Annotated in this window: 17 protein-coding genes; all 17 read right to left on the minus strand. The window is 48.6% G+C overall.

Annotated features, from left to right (window positions below):
* Positions 1-33 precede the first annotated feature (33 nt).
* Positions 34-1,305, minus strand: coding sequence for a LysM peptidoglycan-binding domain-containing protein (locus tag BAZ21_RS11085; protein WP_068500043.1), 1,272 nt, complete (start codon positions 1,303-1,305; stop codon positions 34-36).
* Between the two features lie 125 nt (positions 1,306-1,430).
* Positions 1,431-2,360, minus strand: coding sequence for an RluA family pseudouridine synthase (locus BAZ21_RS11090; RefSeq protein ID WP_068500048.1), 930 nt, complete (start codon positions 2,358-2,360; stop codon positions 1,431-1,433).
* Positions 2,357-3,661, minus strand: coding sequence for a glutamate-1-semialdehyde 2,1-aminomutase (gene hemL, locus BAZ21_RS11095; protein WP_068500052.1), 1,305 nt, complete (start codon positions 3,659-3,661; stop codon positions 2,357-2,359). Before hemL ends, BAZ21_RS11090 begins: the two co-directional genes overlap by 4 nt.
* Before the next feature lie 31 nt (positions 3,662-3,692).
* Positions 3,693-4,691 carry a porphobilinogen synthase gene (gene hemB, locus BAZ21_RS11100; protein ID WP_068500055.1) on the minus strand — a complete coding sequence of 333 codons (999 nt, stop codon included), beginning with the start codon at positions 4,689-4,691 and terminating at the stop codon, positions 3,693-3,695.
* 47 nt (positions 4,692-4,738) lie between these two features.
* Positions 4,739-6,295 carry a uroporphyrinogen-III C-methyltransferase gene (gene cobA / locus BAZ21_RS11105; protein ID WP_068500058.1) on the minus strand — a complete coding sequence of 519 codons (1,557 nt, stop codon included), beginning with the start codon at positions 6,293-6,295 and terminating at the stop codon, positions 4,739-4,741.
* Between the two features lie 4 nt (positions 6,296-6,299).
* Complete coding sequence (gene hemC / locus BAZ21_RS11110; RefSeq protein ID WP_068500061.1) at positions 6,300-7,226, minus strand: hydroxymethylbilane synthase; 927 nt, start codon at positions 7,224-7,226, stop codon at positions 6,300-6,302.
* Between the two features lies 1 nt (position 7,227).
* Positions 7,228-7,875, minus strand: a complete 648-nt coding sequence (locus tag BAZ21_RS11115) for a precorrin-2 dehydrogenase/sirohydrochlorin ferrochelatase family protein (RefSeq protein ID WP_068500899.1) — start codon at positions 7,873-7,875, stop codon at positions 7,228-7,230.
* Positions 7,876-7,883: 8 nt separating this feature from the next.
* The gene (gene ccsA / locus BAZ21_RS11120; RefSeq protein WP_068500064.1) at positions 7,884-8,711 is read right to left on the minus strand and encodes a cytochrome c biogenesis protein CcsA; all 828 of its coding nucleotides are present in this window, start codon (positions 8,709-8,711) and stop codon (positions 7,884-7,886) included.
* A gap of 16 nt (positions 8,712-8,727) precedes the next feature.
* A complete protein-coding gene (gene hemA / locus BAZ21_RS11125) occupies positions 8,728-10,122 on the minus strand; it encodes a glutamyl-tRNA reductase (RefSeq protein WP_068500067.1) in 1,395 nt (464 codons plus the stop codon).
* A 248-nt stretch (positions 10,123-10,370) separates the two neighbouring features.
* Positions 10,371-10,769: an adenosylmethionine decarboxylase gene (speD, locus tag BAZ21_RS11130; protein ID WP_068500902.1), complete on the minus strand. Its 399-nt coding sequence runs from the start codon at positions 10,767-10,769 to the stop codon at positions 10,371-10,373.
* A gap of 269 nt (positions 10,770-11,038) precedes the next feature.
* The gene (locus tag BAZ21_RS11135) at positions 11,039-11,626 is read right to left on the minus strand and encodes a non-ribosomal peptide synthetase module (protein WP_068500069.1); all 588 of its coding nucleotides are present in this window, start codon (positions 11,624-11,626) and stop codon (positions 11,039-11,041) included.
* A gap of 237 nt (positions 11,627-11,863) precedes the next feature.
* Complete coding sequence (gene yihA / locus BAZ21_RS11140; RefSeq protein WP_068500072.1) at positions 11,864-12,475, minus strand: ribosome biogenesis GTP-binding protein YihA/YsxC; 612 nt, start codon at positions 12,473-12,475, stop codon at positions 11,864-11,866.
* A gap of 18 nt (positions 12,476-12,493) precedes the next feature.
* Positions 12,494-14,830 (minus strand): endopeptidase La, encoded by a 2,337-nt coding sequence (lon, locus tag BAZ21_RS11145; protein ID WP_068500075.1) that lies wholly within the window; start codon positions 14,828-14,830, stop codon positions 12,494-12,496.
* Positions 14,831-14,939: 109 nt separating this feature from the next.
* The gene (lonB, locus tag BAZ21_RS11150) at positions 14,940-16,667 is read right to left on the minus strand and encodes an ATP-dependent protease LonB (protein ID WP_068500078.1); all 1,728 of its coding nucleotides are present in this window, start codon (positions 16,665-16,667) and stop codon (positions 14,940-14,942) included.
* Between the two features lie 217 nt (positions 16,668-16,884).
* Positions 16,885-18,003, minus strand: a complete 1,119-nt coding sequence (gene ispG / locus BAZ21_RS11155; protein ID WP_068500080.1) for a flavodoxin-dependent (E)-4-hydroxy-3-methylbut-2-enyl-diphosphate synthase — start codon at positions 18,001-18,003, stop codon at positions 16,885-16,887.
* Between the two features lie 109 nt (positions 18,004-18,112).
* Positions 18,113-19,369 carry an ATP-dependent protease ATP-binding subunit ClpX gene (gene clpX, locus BAZ21_RS11160; protein WP_013372695.1) on the minus strand — a complete coding sequence of 419 codons (1,257 nt, stop codon included), beginning with the start codon at positions 19,367-19,369 and terminating at the stop codon, positions 18,113-18,115.
* 12 nt (positions 19,370-19,381) lie between these two features.
* Positions 19,382-19,972 carry an ATP-dependent Clp endopeptidase proteolytic subunit ClpP gene (gene clpP, locus BAZ21_RS11165; RefSeq protein ID WP_007431724.1) on the minus strand — a complete coding sequence of 197 codons (591 nt, stop codon included), beginning with the start codon at positions 19,970-19,972 and terminating at the stop codon, positions 19,382-19,384.
* Positions 19,973-20,291: the final 319 nt, after the last annotated feature.

Raw genomic sequence — 20,291 nt, forward strand, 5'->3', positions numbered from 1 at the left:
TCAACACCCGCTGCGCATTTTTCGGCTGCTGGATCAAGGGATGTACAATACCTGACCTTCTTCTACATGATGCTCCGCCAATCTGTTATACAATTGAAGCTCCCGTGAACTGAGCTGATAGCGATCAGCTATCGTTTCCAGCGTATCCTCACGCTGCACGATGCATAAGCGGACCTTGCGGAAAGGCGTTTCATCCTGCGTATGGAAAAAAAGGTTTTTCCACTTGGCATTCTCCCGCTCTTCTTCGGCTTTCTGCTCCTGATCCTGCGGCTGCTGCTCCAGCTCCAGCTGATGCTGGTATTCCGCTTCTTTCACCGAACGGCTCGATTGGAGCAATGACGAGTAGACAACCGTGTCCGGTTCGTCTGCTCCTTCGTCCTTTTTGCTGTTAAGCGCGACGCGCATCTCCGGCTTCTCGTCGGCAAAGGTGTCATGGACCGTATGGTCCACTTGTTCTGACGCTTCAGGCCTAAAATCATCCACCTGGCTCGCTTCCAATTGCGGCTCCAGATAGCCCCCCGGCTCTGCTGAGAAATGTGCTTCAGACTGCAAAGGATCATGCACCACATCGGAAGATGCAGCAGATACCTTCGGCTCACTTCCCGTCCATGCTTCCTCCTGCTGAAACCCCCATACTTCCGGTGTAGCATGTTCGTGCTTTATCTCGGAAGGGCTATCTTCAACCGCTTTGCCCGTCCAAGGCTCATAGAATCGATTAGAGTCTACAGCTGGCTCATAAGCTTGCTGTTCCGGTGACAGTTTATACTCCCCATGCTCCAGTGACGGCTGTTCCCAGGAAGCAAACTCCTGTTGAGTAGAATAAATCCCTTCCTGCCGATGCTCACCATCGGTGGAAGGAGATTGAGCCGGATGATCAGGTGCATGCACTACGGTAAATTCCTCATCCAGCCAAACCGCCGTCTCCTCGGCATGCGAGCTTTCCACCCCGTGCAACGAAAGAACGCCAGTAATATTCAGACTACGTAAGGAGAGCAGATCCACATCAAAATTTTCAATCTCGACTGAAATATCTTCCAATCTTCCTACCCGATTCATCGGAATGGTAATTTCCACAGGTATCAAATGATGAAGCTCGTTCGTGGCCTGTTCAGGTGTGCGGTACACGCCCTCCAGCAGCAAATGCCCTCGCAAAGCGGCATGGTCGCCGTGGGTTACAACCTGAATGCGTGGCAGAAGCTCAATTTCCTCCAACTCAGCAATCCCGGCAGCTTCCTCCGTCAAATGAATGCGTTCATAAATATCAAAACGCAAGCCTTGCGGCTGATCATTCTGTTGTTTATTCAAGGATGGCATCCTCCTTTGGGCAGCCTCCGCACATCCTCTGACTCCTGTCAGGCGCACGGAAACTCCATATTGCAAACCGTTTCTAGGTTCAAGTATATGCGCCAAAATAGAAGGCATGCCATCTTTTATAGCTGTTTGAGCAGCTTTTGCAAATCATCCGGCCAAGCATCCTCCACGGTAATCGTTTCCCCGCTCAGCGGATGACGGAAGGTCAAACGCTCTCCGTGCAGCGCCTGCCTGCCAAAGTCAGTCGCCCGGCCACCGTATAATACATCCCCCAGCAACGGGAAGCCAGCATGACTAAGATGAACGCGAATTTGATGCGTTCGTCCGGTGTCCAATGTCAGATACACGAGACTAATCGCACTTGGGCCACTTCCCCATACGTCACCAAGTTCCACATGGGTAACTGCCTTTTGCCCAGTTGGAGATACACGGCGACGCTGCTTGTGATGCCTGTCCTTGCCAATAGGCCAATCCAATGTCCGCAGCGATGAAGGCACTTCCCCCCGTACCAAAGCTACATAGCGGCGGTCGATAGCCTTGGCTCGCATTTGCTCGTCCAGCTTGAGCAACGCGAATTCGTTTTTGGCATATAGCACCGGGCCTGTCGTATCCACATCGAGACGATGCACATGCCGTACTGCTGCATGAATGCCATTGATTTCATAATAGGATGCGACAGCATGATCCAACGTCAGCGGACCATCCTTTACACCGCCGTCTGGATGGACCGCCATCCCTGCTGGTTTGTGTACGACCAGGCAAAAATCATCCTCATACAGTATCTTCAAATCATACCAACGTGGGATGACGCCAAGGTCCATTACAGGAAAAAGGGCCAGCCGCAGCCGGTCCCCTGTATATTCAATCCCTTTTTCGTGCCGTAGTCTGCGCCACAGCTTGTCCGGCAATCCCAAACGGTTCAGCAACCAGTGGTCTACAGCCTCAGCGTGGTCTACATTCTCAATGCGATTTTCACCAGCTGAAATTTCCCGTCCCGGTGTGACTTCCAGCCAAGGTCCCCTTCTTCTCCAGCTACCTTGCCAGCTCATAGACGTTTGAGCGCGCGATAGTTCGCTTCAATGGTGGCGTCAATATCCTCAACCGTATGCACACCTGATACGAACATGCCCTCGAATTGAGATGGAGCCACACTGACTCCCTCATTCACCATTTCGGTAAAATAACGGCGGAAGTGATCTTGATTACTCGTTTTAGCCGTATCAAAATTGACAACCTTCTCGTCCGTGAAAAATGGACACACCATGGAACCCACACGGTTGATCGAGACAGGAATACCCAACTCACGCGCGTTACGTTCGAATCCGGCCTGTAGCCGTGCTGCCCGCTCTTCCAGGCGATCGTACACTTCTGTTGTCAGCAATTTAAGCGTCGAATAGCCTGCTGCCATAGCCAATGGATTTCCGCTCAGCGTACCCGCTTGATAGATTGGCCCGGATGGCGCGATTTGCTCCAAGATGTCGCGACGTCCGCCGTAAGCACCTACAGGCAGTCCGCCACCAATAACTTTGCCCAGACACGTAAGATCCGGCGTCACACCAAAGCGCCCTTGGGCAGAATGAAGTCCCACCCGGAATCCGGTCATCACTTCATCAAAAATCAGCAGACTTCCATATTGCCCGGTTACCTCACGCAAACCCTCCAAAAATCCAGGCTGTGGCGGTACAACACCCATATTGCCTGCTACCGGCTCGACAATAATTGCAGCAATTTCTTCGCCAAATTTCTCGAAAGCCAGCTTCACTGAAGCCAAATCATTATAAGGAACAGTGATCGTATGTGAGGCCACGACTTCAGGTACACCCGGACTATCGGGCAGACCTAATGTCGCAACACCAGAGCCCGCTTTAATCAGCAAGCTGTCCGCATGACCGTGATAAGAACCTCCAAACTTAAGGATTTTGCTGCGTTTCGTAAATCCGCGTGCGAGTCGGATCGCACTCATGGTCGCCTCGGTTCCCGAGTTGACCATACGAACAAGGTCCATAGAAGGAACACGCTCACATACAAGCTTGGCCATTTCAGTTTCCGCCAACGTTGGTGCGCCGAAGCTGGTTCCTTTTACAACTGCAGCCTGTAAAGCTTTAACCACTTCGGGATGTGCATGACCCATAATAAGCGGTCCCCATGAACATACATAGTCTATATAGGATTGACCGTCGATATCATATACACGTGATCCTTCTCCACGGTCGATATATACTGGCGTTATGCCTACGGATTTAAAAGCCCGAACCGGACTGTTTACGCCACCCGGAATATATTGTTTTGCCTCATCAAAGGCGACTTTGGAGCGCGTATCCTTGCGCACCGTTCGTTGTTCGTCGATCATTCTGATCACTCCTGTCTTCTGAAAAATACGCTTATTGCTTCAACCATCTTGCCGCATCCTTGGCAGAATAGGTAATAATCATATCCGCACCCGCACGCTTCATACTTGTCAGAATTTCCAGCACCATCGCTTTTTCATCAATCCAGCCTTGAAGGGCTGCCGCCTTGACCATCGCATATTCACCGCTGACGTTGTAAGCCACCATAGGCAGATCAAATTGATCCTTAATCGTGCGCATCACATCCAGATAAGAAAGAGAAGGCTTCACCATCAGCATATCTGCACCCTCAAGCACGTCAGATTCCGCTTCTCGCAACGCTTCACGTGCATTGGCAGGGTCCATCTGATACGATTTGCGGTCACCAAACTGCGGCGCAGAATTGGCGGCTTCACGGAAAGGACCGTAAAAGGCAGACGCATATTTGACGGAATACGACATAATCGGAATATGTGAAAAGCCTTCCTGATCCAGTCCTTGCCGAATGGCCTGCACAAAACCGTCCATCATATTGGATGGGGCAATAATATCCGCGCCAGCTCTGGCCTGGGAAACCGCTGTACGTACCAGCACCTCCAGGGATTCATCATTCAATACTTCGCCGCATACCTCGCCATCATGCTCATGCATGTGTACCATACCGCAGTGCCCATGATCGGTAAATTCGCACAAACAAGTGTCGGCTACAACCAGCAGTTCGGGATAGCGGGACTTGATCAGACGAGTAGCCTCCTGCACAATCCCATCGTCCACAAAAGCAGATGTTCCCAAGCTATCTTTGGTTTCCGGTATGCCAAACAAGAGCACAGCAGGAATGCCCAGCTCGCTAATTTCTTTCAGTTCTTCCTCCAGCTGATCCAGAGAAAAACGGTATACACCTGGCATGGAGCTAATTTCATGCTTCACCCCAGTGCCAAATGTTACGTAGATCGGTTGGATAAAATCAGCCGGATTCAATACGGTCTCTCGCACCATACTGCGGATCGCAGCCGACTGGCGCAAACGACGATGTCTCGTAAAAGGTACACTCATGATTGCAAACCTCCACATTCTATACATTCATTTGGTAAAAACACAAATTATAAAGTCACAGTAGTACTTGATTGTTTCCAGTCACACAGCGATTGGACCAAACTTTCAATGGTCGCCTTCTCCGACATCAAGCTGACGGTCAAACCGGCTTGGGTAGCTGTCTCACCGGTCAATGGACCAATTACAGCAATCGCAACCCCCTCCAGCAGCGACACCGGATCATCAATCCCCATTTGCCTGAGCGCTTCCATAAAAAAGGTAACGGTTGAGGAACTGGTAAACGTAATGGCGTGAATGGCGCGCTCCTCAAGCAGCTTGAGCAACTCATCATCCTGTGTATTAGCCGCCAGCACCGTTTGGTACAAATCAACCTCAGTCACCTCAAGCCCCATGTCCCTGAGCTTTTCTGGCAGCCAAGGCCGAGCGAGATCACCTCTGGGGAGGAATACGTTCTGCCCTGCCTGCAAATCCTGCTCAAACGCTTGGAGCAAGCCCTCTGCCTGAAACGGACCTTCGATCTGTTCTGCCACGATTCCATGTGTTCGAAGTGCGGCTGCTGTAGCTGGACCAACCGCGGCAATACGCGCTTTGAACAGCGCACGTACATCCTTGCCCTGCTCCTTCAGGTGGGTGAAAAAGTACTCCACTCCATTAACACTTGTAAAAAATACCCAATCGTATTCAGGCAGTCGTGCAAATGCCTCTTTAATTTGCTGTTTCGTCGGCTCGTCCGAAGGGACTACCGTCCGGATGACAGGGAACTCATAGGGCTCGCCGCCGAGCTCCTCAATCCGGCGAACCAGACTGCTGGCCTGTGCGCGTGCACGGGTGACCAAAATCCGCTTGCCGAACAAAGGCATATCCTCAGCCCATTTTAACTGTTCACGCTGCTTCACCACTTCTCCGACCACGATGACAGCCGGAGGCTGGAAATTAGCGGCCTTCACCTTGGCCTCGATATCCGCCAGCGTACCCACCAGTGTATCCTGCTCTGCACGAGTTCCCCAACGAATCAAAGCAACGGGTGTACTAGACGGCTTGCCGTGCTTCATCAGTTGCTCACTGATATAACCGATCTTCGCCACACCCATCATAAAGATCAGTGTGCCCGTTGCGTTCGTTACTTTATCCCAATGAATACTTTTATCGAGTTTATCCGGACTTTCATGCCCTGTAATGATTGACAGCGATGAGGCCATATCCCGGTGTGTAACCGGAATGCCCGCATAGGCGGGTACGCTGATGGCTGAAGTGATGCCGGGTATGATTTCATAGGAAATACCGTGTTTGCGCAGCAGCCCGGCTTCCTCTCCAACACGGCCAAATATGGTGGGGTCTCCCCCTTTGAGCCGAACAACCGTTTTCCCTTCCAAGGCCAAGTCCACCAGCAGCTGATTAATTTCCTCTTGCTTCATGGTGTGACGATCCGGCAGCTTGCCGACATATATTTTCTGGGCTCCCGGCTTCATCAGTCCCAAGAGGCGTGGGCTTGCCAGTCTGTCATACACAATGACATCCCCCAGTTGAATACATTCCCATCCCTTGACCGTAATTAATCTCGCGTCTCCGGGCCCTGCGCCAACTAAATATACCTTCCCTGCCATATCATCATCCCCTTACCTGTGCCAAAATCTGTTCTGCTCCCTTGGCAATCAAGCTGGAAGCCACTGCTTCTCCCAGCTTTTGCGGATCATCTCCCTGGAGCGTTTCCTTCAAAATAACCTCGCCATCCGGCGAGCCTACCATGCCCGTAAGGCGGATTTCTTGTCCAGCCCAGACCGCATGAGCCCCGATCGGCACTTGGCATCCCCCATTCAGTACGCCAAGAAAGGTTCGCTCTGCAGCAACCGTGGCCGAGGTATCCTGGTCATTGTAAAGACGCAACAATGACAACAGCTCTTCATCGTCGGCGCGGCATTCAATACCGAGCGCTCCCTGTCCAACGGCCGGTAAGCAAGCTTCCTCTGGTATATAGGACGTAATTCGCTCTTTCCAGCCCATCCGGTGCAAGCCCGCCGCTGCCAAAATAATGGCGTCAAATCCTTCCGTCTCCAGCTTTTTCAGACGGGAATCAATATTGCCACGTACAGGCTCTAATTGTAGATCAGGTCGCATGGCTTTGATCTGACTGGCACGGCGCAGACTGCTCGTGCCTACTTTCGCTCCTTGAGGCAAATCCTCCAAGCTCTTGGCCCCGAGTGTAATTAGGCAATCACGTGGGTCCTCCCGGCGCGGTACAGCGCCGTTGACAAGGCCTTCCGGCAATTCGGACGGCATATCCTTCATACTATGTACTGCCATATCAATCTCACCAGCCAGCATGGCCTGCTCAATTTCTTTGACAAAAAGTCCTTTGCCGCCTACTTTGGACAAGGTTACATCCAATATTCGATCGCCCTTGGTCAGTATTTTTTTCACGACAAACTGCAAAGCCAATCCATGCTCCGCGCACAGCGCATTCAAATCCTCAATGACATGTCCGGTCTGAGTTAACGCAAGCGCGCTCTGTCTGCTGCCTACCACAATTGTTCGCATGTTATTCCTCCTGATTTTGCGCAATCCATAGGTCTATCTCTTGTTCGGTCCAAGGGACAAATTCATGATTTCGTATTTGATCCAAAATACCGCTGCTCGCCAAGCGCCTCAAAAGCTTGACCCTTTGCTGCGGAGAACTTACAGTACGTTTGATAATCTGTCGCATTTCGTACATAAAATCCAGATATGGCTCATATTCGCTTCCGAATAATACTTCTAAAGCTGATGTAATATCGGCGGTCACAACCGGGCCTGCCCCTGCAGTGGAAACACTGATCGTCAGCCTCCCCCGCCGAAGGATGCCCGGCGTTATAAAGTCAGCCTCTTCCGATCGGTCTGTCACATTTACCAGTATACCTCTTTGTCTGGCCTCATGCGCAACTGCATTATTCACTTCTCTCTGATTCGTTGTCGCATATACAAGAAAGGCCCCCTGGAGATCGCCCTCGCAATATACGCGATTTACCCAGTGGAGCTGCTTGTGATCGGCCAGAAGCTGTAAATCCGGCGTTATATTCGGGCTGATGACGGTAATGCATGCTCCGCTTCCTATCAGCCCCTTTACCTTGCGTTCCGCTATCCTACCGCCGCCTACAACACAACAGATCTTATTCTTACAGTTCAACGAAATCGGGACAAAATGTTGCAAACGCTCATTCACTCTCCCGTCCACTGATGAAATACAGACCAGGAATTCAGCAAAAAGTTAAGAATTAATAGCGTGTAGCCCACTAATGCCCACTTGGCCATCACGAGTCCTGAACGCTGATTCAATCTTTTACTCACTAACAATATAATATACACGCATAAGGATATCGCTGTCATCAGCACTTTGCTATCCAGCAAAAGACGCCAGCGCTCCTCGGCAATAATAGAAATGACTGCAACGACAATGGAAACTCCGAGTAAAGGAGTGCCAATCAACAGGGCCTTATGCGTATACCGATCCATCATTTCGAGGCTTGGCAGACGCCTGATCGTGTCATTCCATTTCTTTACTTTCAATTTACGATGCAAAAACAGGTATAAGCCCGAAAATACAGCCGCCACCGTCATCGCTACAAAGCCGAGATTAGCCAACGCAATATGAATGAGCAGCAGCCCATGCACGGTATGCCAATTTGCAAGTGGGTTGTCGGTGGGCTCCATCCATATTTTATTGAGCACAAGCACCGCGAAGCTAATAATATTGAGCAGCAAAACCGCAAATTCAGAATGCTGATAACGTGACAAAATCAAAGAAATCAGCACTAAAATAAATGAGAACAGAAATAAAAAATCGTAGCTCACAAAAATAGGAAGGTGCCCCTCGTTCCAGGTTCTTATTCCCATATATACGAGCTGGAGCAAAAGAACGACAACAAGAAGCCCTGTACCTGTCCGTTTGGCATTCGCATTGCGACGAATTCCATCCGAGAATACAAACAGAAGGCTCAGGGCAAAAACATAAATCATTGAATCATATATAAGCATGCCTGAAGCCACGTCTGTACACCTACCTTTACAGGCCAGCCGGCGCTAACGACGCTGGCGAGGCTTGGACCTGATCGGATGTTTCATGAACACCGGCCTCCGGTTTCATTAACGCGGATGCATCGCTTTTATCTACTTTCTGAGCGGCGTCCTCCAAACGATCTTCCAGAGCAAAAATGTGGCTAAACAACTCTAATGCCTCATTCCCCTGCTTTTGGACTGCCAATTCCTTCACCCGATTGATAGGATCATGCATCATCTGGTTCAGCATGCTCTTCGTCAAGCGGCTAATCACTTTGCGTTGCCGTTCATCCAGCTCCGGAAGCTTGTTGAACAAGCTTTCCAATGTATCCTGGTGTACGGATTCCGCTTTTTCCTGTAAAGCACGAATCACCGGACGCACTCCCATCGTTTTCAACCATTGATAAAATTCGCTAAGCTCGCCTTCGATCATATGCTCGATTTTGGCGGCCTCGGTACGACGCATTTCCAGGTTGCTCTCCACGATACCTTCCAAATCATCAATATCGTATAGAAAAACGTTCGGCAATTCCCCAATAGCTGGGTCCAGATCACGCGGAACCGCGATATCGATCATAAACAAAGGACGGGACTGACGTCTTTTCATACTGGCTTCAACCCGATCCCGATCCAGTATATATCCTTGCGCACCTGTCGAGCTGATCACAATATCCACATCGACCAACCGTTGAATGCCTTCCTCCATCGTAACCGGCGTTCCGTGAAACTTGGAGGCCAGGTCTTCCGCACGGGACAAAGTCCGGTTCGCCACAATAACCTCGGCTGCTCCACCACTGTACAAATGCTTAACGGTAAGCTCGCTCATTTTACCTGCACCGAGAATCAGCACTTTCTTATCGGTAAACATGCCGAAAATTCGCTTGCCCAGCTCAACTGCTGCATAGCTGACAGATACGGCGCTTTCTCCAATGGACGTCTCCGAGTGGGCACGCTTGCCCAATGTGACGGCTTGTTTAAACAACATATTAAACCACGTGGCCGTAATTTTTTGGGATTGAGCCTGAAGAAAAGCATTCTTCACTTGTCCTAAAATTTGGGTTTCCCCAATGACCATCGAATCCAGACCACAAGTCACCCGAAACAAATGCCGGATCGCCTGCTCATCCTCATATATATATAAATGCTGTGTAAATTGATCACGCGGAATACCGAACCATTGCTCCATAAAACTGCGTATAAAATAACCGCACATGTGAAGGCGGTCCACCACGACATATATCTCAGTTCGATTGCAGGTTGCGACAACTACGCCCTCCAACACACTTTTAGTAAGTTTGAGTTGCTCCAGCGCTTTTGGCAAATCTTGTTCTGCAAATGTAAAACGCTCTCTGACTTCCACAGGCGCCGTACGATAATTCAACCCAACAACGACGATGTGCATTGCAAATTCACCTGCCTAAACTGTAATAAGAATAACCACTGTTATCATAAACTATGTTAATTATATCACAGAAGTCTGATTCTCCTCGGGCTGTTTTATGAATTGTTTATGAAAATTAGATAGGTTACCTGAACATCCGCCACGCTCTGTATCATTTGATTTAGTGTAGACTACTTTTAAAACAAATAACCATGGAAAATTCCATGGTTATGATATAGGACCACGCGAATGGCTCCATAAGAAACGAATTACACCAATTCAGCGCGCTTGCTCTCCGGTGATTCCACCTGAAGCTCTCCCAGGCCGCGAATCAGCTTCTTCGCATATGTTTTTTCCGGTTTTAGGACGGATACCAGGTAATCGATAGCCAGCTGCGGATCAACAGTCTCACCGCAGGTGTAACAATCAATAGCGGCAAATCCTCTCTCAGGATACGTATGAATAGAGAGATGACTCTCCGACAACAGTACAAGCACAGTAGCTCCCTGTGGTTCAAATTGCTTGGATTGAACGGACATCACCGTTGCTCCGCAAGCTTCAGCAGCCTCAACCAATTGAGTCTCCAGAAACTGCGCATTATTCAGCAATTCAAACTCAACACCCCAAGTATCTACGGCAACGTGTCTTCCGAAAGTTGAGTACTCCAATTCCATCTTTCGGTTCCCCCTTCCTAGGAATAAAATGTTTGAAAAAAATTTCATCCGCTAGGACCTACGTCATTCACTTCCCGAGGGATAACCTCTTGCAACATTCAATGTCCCTGAGTGAATCCTGGTTCCTATATTCATTTTCAACGAGATTAAAAATAACATCTATGTACAGCAAATGCAATCATTTTTTTGGAATAAAAAAGCCCCTTCCGGTAGCGAAGAGACTGCTCTGCATAACGATTCATTCCAGCCTGCCCAAGCCCAATTTAAGCTTCCAGCGCAAACAGCCTGGAGCAGCTCATCCGAAGCTTTTGATCAATCTGTTCTAGCTCCGAGAATGTACGAGCCAGATTCCGTTGATCCAGCAACGAATTAATGAGATTATACACGGCTGATATTTCATTTTCCACGTTTTGATGCTGAAAAAGCTGTTGTAGATCCTGTACTGTGTTTTTATATTCAAATACCAGCTTGGAGCCTTCGGCATTCTTCTCCATAATTTTGCGAACAGTGCCTTCGTTATAAAAATACACCATTGTGAATCCTTGATACATCCGGTAAACAATGCCCTCACCCTTAAAGCGAACAAAAAGTTTGCGTATAAACAAGGTTAGTTGCGGATGAATTAAGCGGCAAGTCAATTCACAGACATATTCTCCCTCTTTGGCTTCAAAAAACAAATGAACTTCCTCACCCGCAGTATGCTCCAGAACGATTTCCTGTCCCCCGTTATCCAGCACTTTAATTCGGTAATGCACTTGGGGATCATCCACTGCCTGCAAAAATTCATCCATTTGAGTTTTCGACAAGGTCAAAGTGGTTTTTACATACTCTGTGGCTAACCGCTGAGCCATACCAATCTCCTCAATTCTTTCCTGAACCTATAGTTCGAGCTTTACAATTTATTATACATCAGACCAACAGCGCTTTTCTTTCAAATCAGTTCACAAAAATCGGTCATTCATGAGAATTAAACGGAAAATATCTTCATTGAGATGGCATTATCCCCCATATGCTCACTTTTCTGCTGGAAATCCGCGTGATTGCTCAGCTATATATACGAAAAAGGACGCCACAAGGGCGCCCTGCATTTACAATTCCGTCTGTTCTTCGTCGTCATTCCCTATATAGCCGGAGATAACAGACCACAGTTCTTCCTTGCCCATGCCTTCTTCAGATGAAAAGGGGATAAACAATCCTCCGGGAAGTATTCCGAGTTCCTGCTTAATGACTTTATAATGCTTTTCCCGTCGTGTTTTGGGGATTTTATCTGCCTTTGTACCTACAACACATACGGGAAGCCCGTTATGACGCAGCCAATCATACATCATGATATCATCCTTGGACGGTGGATGGCGCAAATCAACCATTTGCAGCACCAGCTTGAGCTGCTCCCGCTCCAGCAAATAAGCTTCAATCATTTGCCCCCAGGCTTTGCGGGACGTCTTGGATACTTTAGCGTAGCCGTAGCCGGGAAAATCGACAAAATAGAGATCATCATTAATCCGGTAATAATTGAGCTGTTGGGTTTTCCCTGGCGTAGAACTGGTACGCGCCAAATTTTTGCGGCTAATCATGCGGTTAATCAATGAAGACTTCCCGACATTAGAGCGCCCTGCCAGAGCAATCTCTGGCAAAGCGTCTACAGGAAACTGATTGGGACCAACCGCACTAATAATAAATTCTGCTTTTGTTACTTTCATTGTGTCCTTAATTCCTCTCTAATGTACCGTTGCCTGCTCAACCAAAGCATGCTTCAGCACCTGATCCATATGGGCAACGGGAACGAATTCAACATCCTGCCGGATACTGTCGGGAATATCCTTCAAATCCCGTTCATTATCTTTCGGAAGCAGAATTTTTTTGTAGCCTGCCCGATGAGCTGCCAGCGACTTCTCTTTCAAACCACCAATCGGCAGCACACGACCGCGCAGGGTAATTTCGCCCGTCATAGCCACATCCTTCGATACATGACGGTTGGTCAATGCCGAAATCAATGCCGTAGCAATGGTGATTCCAGCAGAAGGTCCATCCTTTGGAATCGCTCCCTCAGGAATATGGATGTGAATATCATTTTTTTCATAAAAGTCCGGTTCAATGCCCAGCTCGATCGCTTTGGAACGAGTATAGCTGAATGCCGCCTGGGCGGATTCCTTCATCACGTCTCCAAGCTTACCCGTTAGAATCAGTTTACCGCTACCAGGCACAACTGTCACTTCAATCATCAGCGTTTCACCACCGACCTCTGTCCATGCCAGGCCTGTAACCGTACCGATCTGATCCTCCAGCTCCGCTACACCGTAACGGAATTTGGCGATGCCCAAATAATCTTTCAGATTATCCGGCGTGACTTGAATTGATCCTTCCCCACCGGATACAACTGACTTCGCAGCCTTACGGCATAGGGAGGCCAGTTGCTGTTCGAGATTCCGCACGCCGGATTCACGGGTATATTCGCGAATGACACGCAGCAGCGTATCCTCCCCGATGACCAGCTGCTCCTCTTCCAGACCATGCTCTCTCTTCTGCTTGGGCAATAGGTACCGATTGGCAATCTCCAGCTTCTCCAGTTCGGTATAGCCAGGAATATAAAGTGTCTCCATGCGATCCATGAGTGGGCGCGGGATATTGTGTGCAGCATTGGCTGTCGTCACAAACATCACATTGGATAGATCAAATGGCAGCTCGACAAAATGGTCGCTGAACGTATTGTTTTGTTCGGGATCAAGCACTTCCAGCAATGCTGCTGATGGATCTCCCCGAAAATCGGAAGCCATTTTATCAATCTCATCCAGCAAAAAGACCGGATTGGACGTGCCTGCCGTCTTCATTCCCTGAATGATACGCCCCGGCATCGCACCAACATAGGTCCGGCGATGACCACGGATTTCTGCTTCATCCCGCACACCACCGAGGGAGATGCGGACAAATTCCCGCCCCATGGATTTGGCAATCGAACGAGCCAGCGAGGTCTTGCCGACCCCTGGTGGACCTACGAGACACAGAATCGGTCCCTTAATAGTCTTCACCAGCTTGCGCACAGCCAAGTACTCCAGTACCCGCTCCTTCGGTTTATCCAGTCCATAGTGGTCATGATTCAGCACCTCTTCAGCCTTGGCAATATCCAGGTCATCATCGGTAAACGTATTCCATGGCAGGCTTAACAGCCAATCGACGTAATTGCGGATGACGCCACCCTCGGCGGAGCTTGCAGGCATTTTTTCCAGACGGTCGATTTCCTTTTCGATCTTCTCTTTTACCGGAACAGGCAGCTCCAGCTCACTCAACTGGTTGCGCAGCTCTTCAACTTCTCCTGCACGACCTTCCTTCTCGCCAAGCTCCTTCTGAATCGCCTTCATTTGTTCACGCAGATAATATTCCTTCTGCGTCTTTTCCATTTGTTTTTTCACTCGCTGGCTGATTTTACGTTCCAGCTCCAGAACCTCACGCTCGTTGTTCAAAATATCCAGAAGCTTCTCCAGACGCTGAGTTACGTCAATCGTCTCCAGGATATCCTGCTTTTCCTTAATCTTGAGCGTCAGATGGCTTGTGATGACGTCTGCCAGCCGTCCAGGCTCCTCAATATCGGATACCGCAGCAAGTGTCTCGGGCGTTACCTTTTTGGACAAGTTGATATAATGCTCGAACTGGGTCAATACAGTGCGCATCAGCGCATCTGTCTCGGGCTGCACGTTTTCTGCCTCATGCAGTTCCTTGGCCAGTACCTCGTAATATTCTTCATTGTCCGTATATTGGATAATCTCGGCACGTTCCAGCCCTTCCACCAGCACCCGAATCGTTCCGTTAGGAAGCTTGAGCATCTGGCGCACCTTGGCTACCGTGCCGACTCGAAAAATATCCTCTTGTGCGGGTTCTTCAATATTTACCTCTGATTGAGAACACAGGAGAATCAAATTGTCTTCAACCATCGCTTTTTCCAAAGCCTTGACCGATTTTTCCCGGCCCACATCGAGATGCAGAACCATGCTCGGGTAGACCAGAAGTCCTCTTAAAGGCAGCAAAGGAAAACGACGACCTTTTGTCTTGATGGGTCCCATCGCTTTCGCACCTCCAGTGATTCTCAGTTCCGGATTTTACAATCCTCACGTTGTTATCTTTCATATTTTATCAAATGTTAAATAAAAAAACCAATGAAAGGGTCGCTTATTAGCAAGATCCTGTATCGGATATCGTTCCATTGTGCGTTCCATCCGCCTGCAACAACGAAGATTGGGATGGAAGAAAAGTCTCAATTGGCGCATGCACAGGTGATTCCAACGTCATTTCTTCCCCAAACACATGACGGAATACTTCGGTAACCGACTGTACGGGGATGACCTGTAAGCCCTCAATACTATTAAAAAGTGCTTGCCAGTTTTCCTGCGGAATGATCACCTTTTTGGCTCCTGCCTGAAAAGCTGCCTCAACCTTGGCTAATACGCCGCCAATCGGTTTGACACGGCCGTGGATGCTAACCTCGCCAGTCATCGCAATTTCGTGATCCACCGGAATCCCCCGCATGGCGGATGCAATAGCTGTCGCCATTGCGATTCCTGCCGACGGACCGTCTACTGGCGTGCCCCCGGGGAAATTGATATGCAAATCGTAATTCGACGGAGACAATCCGAGTGTACGCAAAACGGTCAGTACATTTTCCACAGAACCTTTAGCCATGCTCTTGCGTCGCAGTGTACGAGAGCCACCCCCAATTTCCTCCTCATCGACTACTCCCGTAATATTGTAGCTCCCTTTTCCTTCAGGAACCGGAACCGCCGTAACTTCAATTTCCAGCAGCATCCCCATATTTGGACCGTATACAGCTAATCCGTTAACAAACCCGATTTGCGGCACACCCGGTACTTTTCGATCAGGACGCGGTTGAATTTGACTGCTTCCCGCAACCCATTCCACATCAGATGCATTGAGACGTTCCCTCTTCTCGGTAAGCGCCAAACCAGCAGCAAGCTGGATCATATTGACTGCCTCCCGACCGTTCGTAGCGTAACGCTGTACGACCTCTACCGCCTCGGGACAAGGCCCAAAGCCCAGCTTGTGGACAGCATCCTCAGCAATGCGAGCAATCTCCTGCGGCTGAAGGGCACGGAAATAAATTTCCATACACCGGGAACGGATGGCAGGTGGCAGCTCATGCGGAGAACGAGTGGTCGCACCCACCATACGAAAATCCGCCGGCAATCCATTTTGAAAAATATCGTGGATGTAGGCAGGAGTATGCGTGTCTTCCGAGTTGTAATATGCACTCTCCAAAAATACCTTGCGGTCCTCCAGCACTTTCAACAGCTTATTCATCTGCGTCGGGTGCAATTCACCGATTTCATCAATAAACAGCATGCCACCATGCGCCTTCGTTACAGCGCCAGGCTTAGGCTGCGGAATACCCGCTACCCCCATAGCTCCAGCCCCTTGATAAATGGGATCATGCACCGAGCCAATTAACGGGTCTGCGATGCCACGCTCATCAAAACGGGCCGTCGTGGCGTCAATCTCCGTGAATTTCGCATCCGCCTTGAATGGAGAGGACAGATTTTTCTTCGCCTCTTCCAGCACTACGCGCGCAGCAGCCGTCTTCCCTACTCCTGGCGGGCCATAAATAATGACATGCTGTGGATTCGCACTACATAAGGCCGCCTTGAGCGCACGCAGTCCGTCCTTCTGTCCGACGATATCCTGTAACGTTGCTGGCCGAGTGCGTTCCGCCAGCGGCTTGGTCAGTGAAATGGAGCGCAGTTTGCGCAGCTTATCCAACTCCTTCCGGGACTCCCGGTCCACCGCACTACGGTTCGTTTTCTGGCTCCGCAGGAGATTCCAGAAATACAGACCGATGACAATCCCGAAAAACATTTGTACCAACAACAAAATCATAGTCAAGTCCATTGTATTTCCTCCGTTTCTCATCTCAGCAATTTGAAAAATGCTGCTCTATGAAAGACAGTATTTCCTTTTCCACGATAGCTAAACGGCAGTCTTTCAAAAGATCAGAGGGAAAATACAAAAACACCGCGAAGAACAATTCTGTAGCAGAACTGTTCTTCACGGCGATGATATAATGACCATAAAGTATGATTATACTTCTGTATAAAACTGATTGGGTCTATACTTTCTCAGCTGTATGGCGTTCTTCGCGCCCAGGGATTTTACCTGTCTCTTCATACGCTTTGACGATGACATCAATTTCTTTTTTCAATTCATCAACCATGTCAGCCTCGGGTACTTTGCGGATCATTTTACCGTAACGGAACAAAAGCCCTTCCCCGCGTGCTCCAGCAATGCCGATATCAGCTTCCTTCGCTTCACCCGGACCATTTACTGCACAGCCCAGCACCGATACTTTAATCGGCACCTTGAGTTTGGCAATATAGTCCTCTACCTCGTTGGCAATAGAGAACAGATCGATATCCAGACGTCCGCATGTTGGACAGGAAATCAATGTCGCAGCGTTGGTAATCAGTCCAAACGTTTTGAGCAGTTCCCGTGCAACCTTCACTTCTTCCACCGGATCGGCACTGAGTGAAATACGCATCGTGGAGCCGATGCCTGATGCCAGCAAGGCCCCCATACCCGCCGCACTTTTAACCGTTCCGGTAAAGAGCGTACCTGCTTCGGTGATACCCAGATGAAGCGGATACTTGATAATTTCAGCGGCCTTCGTATAAGCGGCAATCGCCATGGGTACGTCAGACGCTTTCAGAGACACGATAATATCGTGAAAATCAAGCTCCTCCAGAATACCGATATGGTACAGCGCACTTTCTACCATTGCGTCTGGCGTCGGATATCCGTATTTATCCAGCAAATGCTGCTCCAATGATCCGGCATTGACACCGATCCGAATCGGAATCCCTTTTTCCTTACACGCTTTAACGACAGCCTCCACTTTTTCGCGTCGACCAATATTACCTGGATTAATGCGGACCTTGTCAATTCCATTTTCAATCGCCAGAAGAGCCAGCTTGTGATTAAAATGAATATCCGCGACGAGCGGAATATGAATCCGTTTTTTAATTTCCTTAATGGCAGCGGCTGCTTCCTCATTGTTGACCGTAACCCGCACCAGTTGGCATCCGGCTTCCTCCAAGCGAAGAATCTCGGCTACAGTAGCTTCCACATCTGCTGTTTTGGTTGTACACATACTTTGGATGATGACTTCATTGCTGCCGCCAATCGTCAGATTCCCGACTTTAACGGGACGTGTGTCTTGTCTTAAGAACATGTACTTTTCTCTCCCATTAACACCAAACCTCCACCCCTTAAAACCTCATACGGTTTAGTGAAGTGGAGATCCGGCTTCTCATGTTTTAGAGATCGCGAAGTATCAATCCTTAGGCGCTCTCTTCTTGTTTTTTATCCTTATCTGTACCACCGAGTTCCGGTGCGATTTTGTCTTTTACTACCTGCTCGTTGATGACGCAAGTCGTCACATCATCACGGGAAGGAACTTCATACATGACGTCGAGCATAATACCTTCAATGATCGCGCGAAGACCACGGGCACCCGTGTTACGCTTGATCGCCTCACGAGCTATGGCTTCCAGAGCATCTTGCTTAAACTCCAGCTGCACATTATCCAGTTCCAGCATCTTCTGGTATTGCTTGGTTAACGCATTTTTCGGCTCAGACAAAATACGAACCAATGTTTTCTCATCAAGCGGCTCCAGCGTAGAAATGACTGGCAAACGTCCTACGAATTCCGGAATCAGTCCGAATTTCAACAGATCCTCAGGCAATACCATGGAAGTATATTCGCCTGGCTTCAGATCTTTTTGTTCGCTAGTGGCATTAAAGCCAATGACCTTTTTACCGATACGGCGTTTGATCATTTGCTCCAGACCGTCAAAGGCACCACCGCAAATAAACAGGATATTTGTGGTGTCAATTTGAATGAATTCTTGGTGCGGATGCTTGCGGCCACCTTGTGGAGGTACAGAAGCAACCGTGCCTTCCAAAATTTTAAGCAGCGCCTGCTGTACACCTTCTCCCGATACATCACGCGTAATGGACGGGTTTTCGGATTTACGGGCTACTTTATCAATTTCGTCAATGTAAATGATGCCGCGCTCGGCTTTTTCCACATCATAATCGGCTGCTTGAATCAATTTCAGCAAAATGTTTTCAACGTCTTCACCTACATAACCGGCTTCCGTGAGGGAAGTGGCATCTGCAATAGCAAAAGGTACGTTCAAAATTTTAGCCATGGTTTGCGCAAGCAACGTTTTACCCGAACCTGTAGGTCCAAGCATCAGAATGTTACTTTTTTGCAACTCCACATCATCAATTTTGTTTTGTGTATTAATACGTTTGTAATGGTTATATACCGCTACAGACAACGATTTTTTCGCTTGATCCTGACCAATGACATATTGGTCCAAAATTTCACGGATTTGCATCGGTTTCGGGATGTCTTTCAGATCTACTTCTTCTTCATGACCCAATTCCTCTTCCACAATCTCCGTGCACAGCTCAATGCATTCGTCACATATATATACACCTGGTCCGGCAACAAGCTTGCGAACCTGATCTTGAGATTTGCCGCAGAAAGAACATTTCAATTGTCCTTTTTCATCATTAAATTTAAACATAGAGCCACCCCTTTACAGATTAATCGGTTTTGACAGCACCTGGTCAATGATACCATATGCTTTTGCCTCTTCTGCTTCCATGAAGAAATCCCGGTCAGTATCACGTTCGATTTTTTCGAGGGGCTGACCCGTACGCTCTACATAGATTTGATTCAGCTTGGCACGCGTTTTGATAATCCAGTCCGCATGGATCAGCATATCAGAGGCTTGCCCCTGAATGCCGCCGAGCGGCTGATGGATCATAACCTCACTGTTGGTAAGCGCATATCTTTTGCCTGGTGCACCCGCTGTGAGCAACAAAGAACCCATACTTGCAGCCATGCCTACACAGATCGTTGATACGTCCGGCTTAATAAATTGCATTGTATCATATATACCCATGCCCGCAGTTACAGAACCGCCTGGCGAGTTAATATACAAATTGATATCCTTCTCCGGATCTTCCGCAGCAAGGAACAATAACTGTGCAATGACGAGATTGGCGACATCGTCATCAATCGGGCCACTTAGGAAAATGATGCGATCCTTAAGCAACCGCGAGTAAATATCGTAAGATCGTTCTCCTCGATTCGTTTGTTCTACAACCATAGGGACGAGACTCATCACGACCAACCTCTTTTCATAATTAAAATGAACACCTGTATTCATCCGCTTCCTTAAGTCCCATTAAAACGAAAGCGGCGAGCATGAAACGTGAACACCTTACAAAATATTTTAACATGTTCAGAGTCTCGTGTCATATTTGCATCCGCTCATCCAGAATGGGCTATTTACAATACGCTCTGCCGAGACCTTCTCATATTTAACCATGTTTCGTATGTATGTGCAAATGTACGGTAGTGACTTATGTAAAACAAAAAACACCACTTACAGCGCTTTCCATAAACGACCAAAATTTAGGTTTCCTAAGGTAAAAATAAGG

It is taken from the genome of Paenibacillus kribbensis, from assembly GCF_001705305.1.
GTDB classification, from domain to species: domain Bacteria; phylum Bacillota; class Bacilli; order Paenibacillales; family Paenibacillaceae; genus Paenibacillus; species Paenibacillus kribbensis_B.

Bases quoted from the DNA above. Each gene is read 5' to 3' on its own strand.
- BAZ21_RS11090 (WP_068500048.1), bottom strand. From the start codon at position 2,360: ATGAGCTGGCAAGGTAGCTGGAGAAGAAGGGGACCTTGGCTGGAAGTC.
- hemL (WP_068500052.1), bottom strand. From the start codon at position 3,661: ATGATCGACGAACAACGAACGGTGCGCAAGGATACGCGCTCCAAAGTC.
- hemB (WP_068500055.1), bottom strand. From the start codon at position 4,691: ATGAGTGTACCTTTTACGAGACATCGTCGTTTGCGCCAGTCGGCTGCG.
- cobA (WP_068500058.1), bottom strand. From the start codon at position 6,295: ATGGCAGGGAAGGTATATTTAGTTGGCGCAGGGCCCGGAGACGCGAGA.
- hemC (WP_068500061.1), bottom strand. From the start codon at position 7,226: ATGCGAACAATTGTGGTAGGCAGCAGACAGAGCGCGCTTGCGTTAACT.
- hemA (WP_068500067.1), bottom strand. From the start codon at position 10,122: ATGCACATCGTCGTTGTTGGGTTGAATTATCGTACGGCGCCTGTGGAA.
- BAZ21_RS11135 (WP_068500069.1), bottom strand. From the start codon at position 11,626: ATGGCTCAGCGGTTAGCCACAGAGTATGTAAAAACCACTTTGACCTTG.
- yihA (WP_068500072.1), bottom strand. From the start codon at position 12,475: ATGAAAGTAACAAAAGCAGAATTTATTATTAGTGCGGTTGGTCCCAAT.
- lon (WP_068500075.1), bottom strand. From the start codon at position 14,830: ATGGGACCCATCAAGACAAAAGGTCGTCGTTTTCCTTTGCTGCCTTTA.
- lonB (WP_068500078.1), bottom strand. From the start codon at position 16,667: ATGGACTTGACTATGATTTTGTTGTTGGTACAAATGTTTTTCGGGATT.
- ispG (WP_068500080.1), bottom strand. From the start codon at position 18,003: ATGTTCTTAAGACAAGACACACGTCCCGTTAAAGTCGGGAATCTGACG.
- clpX (WP_013372695.1), bottom strand. From the start codon at position 19,369: ATGTTTAAATTTAATGATGAAAAAGGACAATTGAAATGTTCTTTCTGC.
- clpP (WP_007431724.1), bottom strand. From the start codon at position 19,972: ATGAGTCTCGTCCCTATGGTTGTAGAACAAACGAATCGAGGAGAACGA.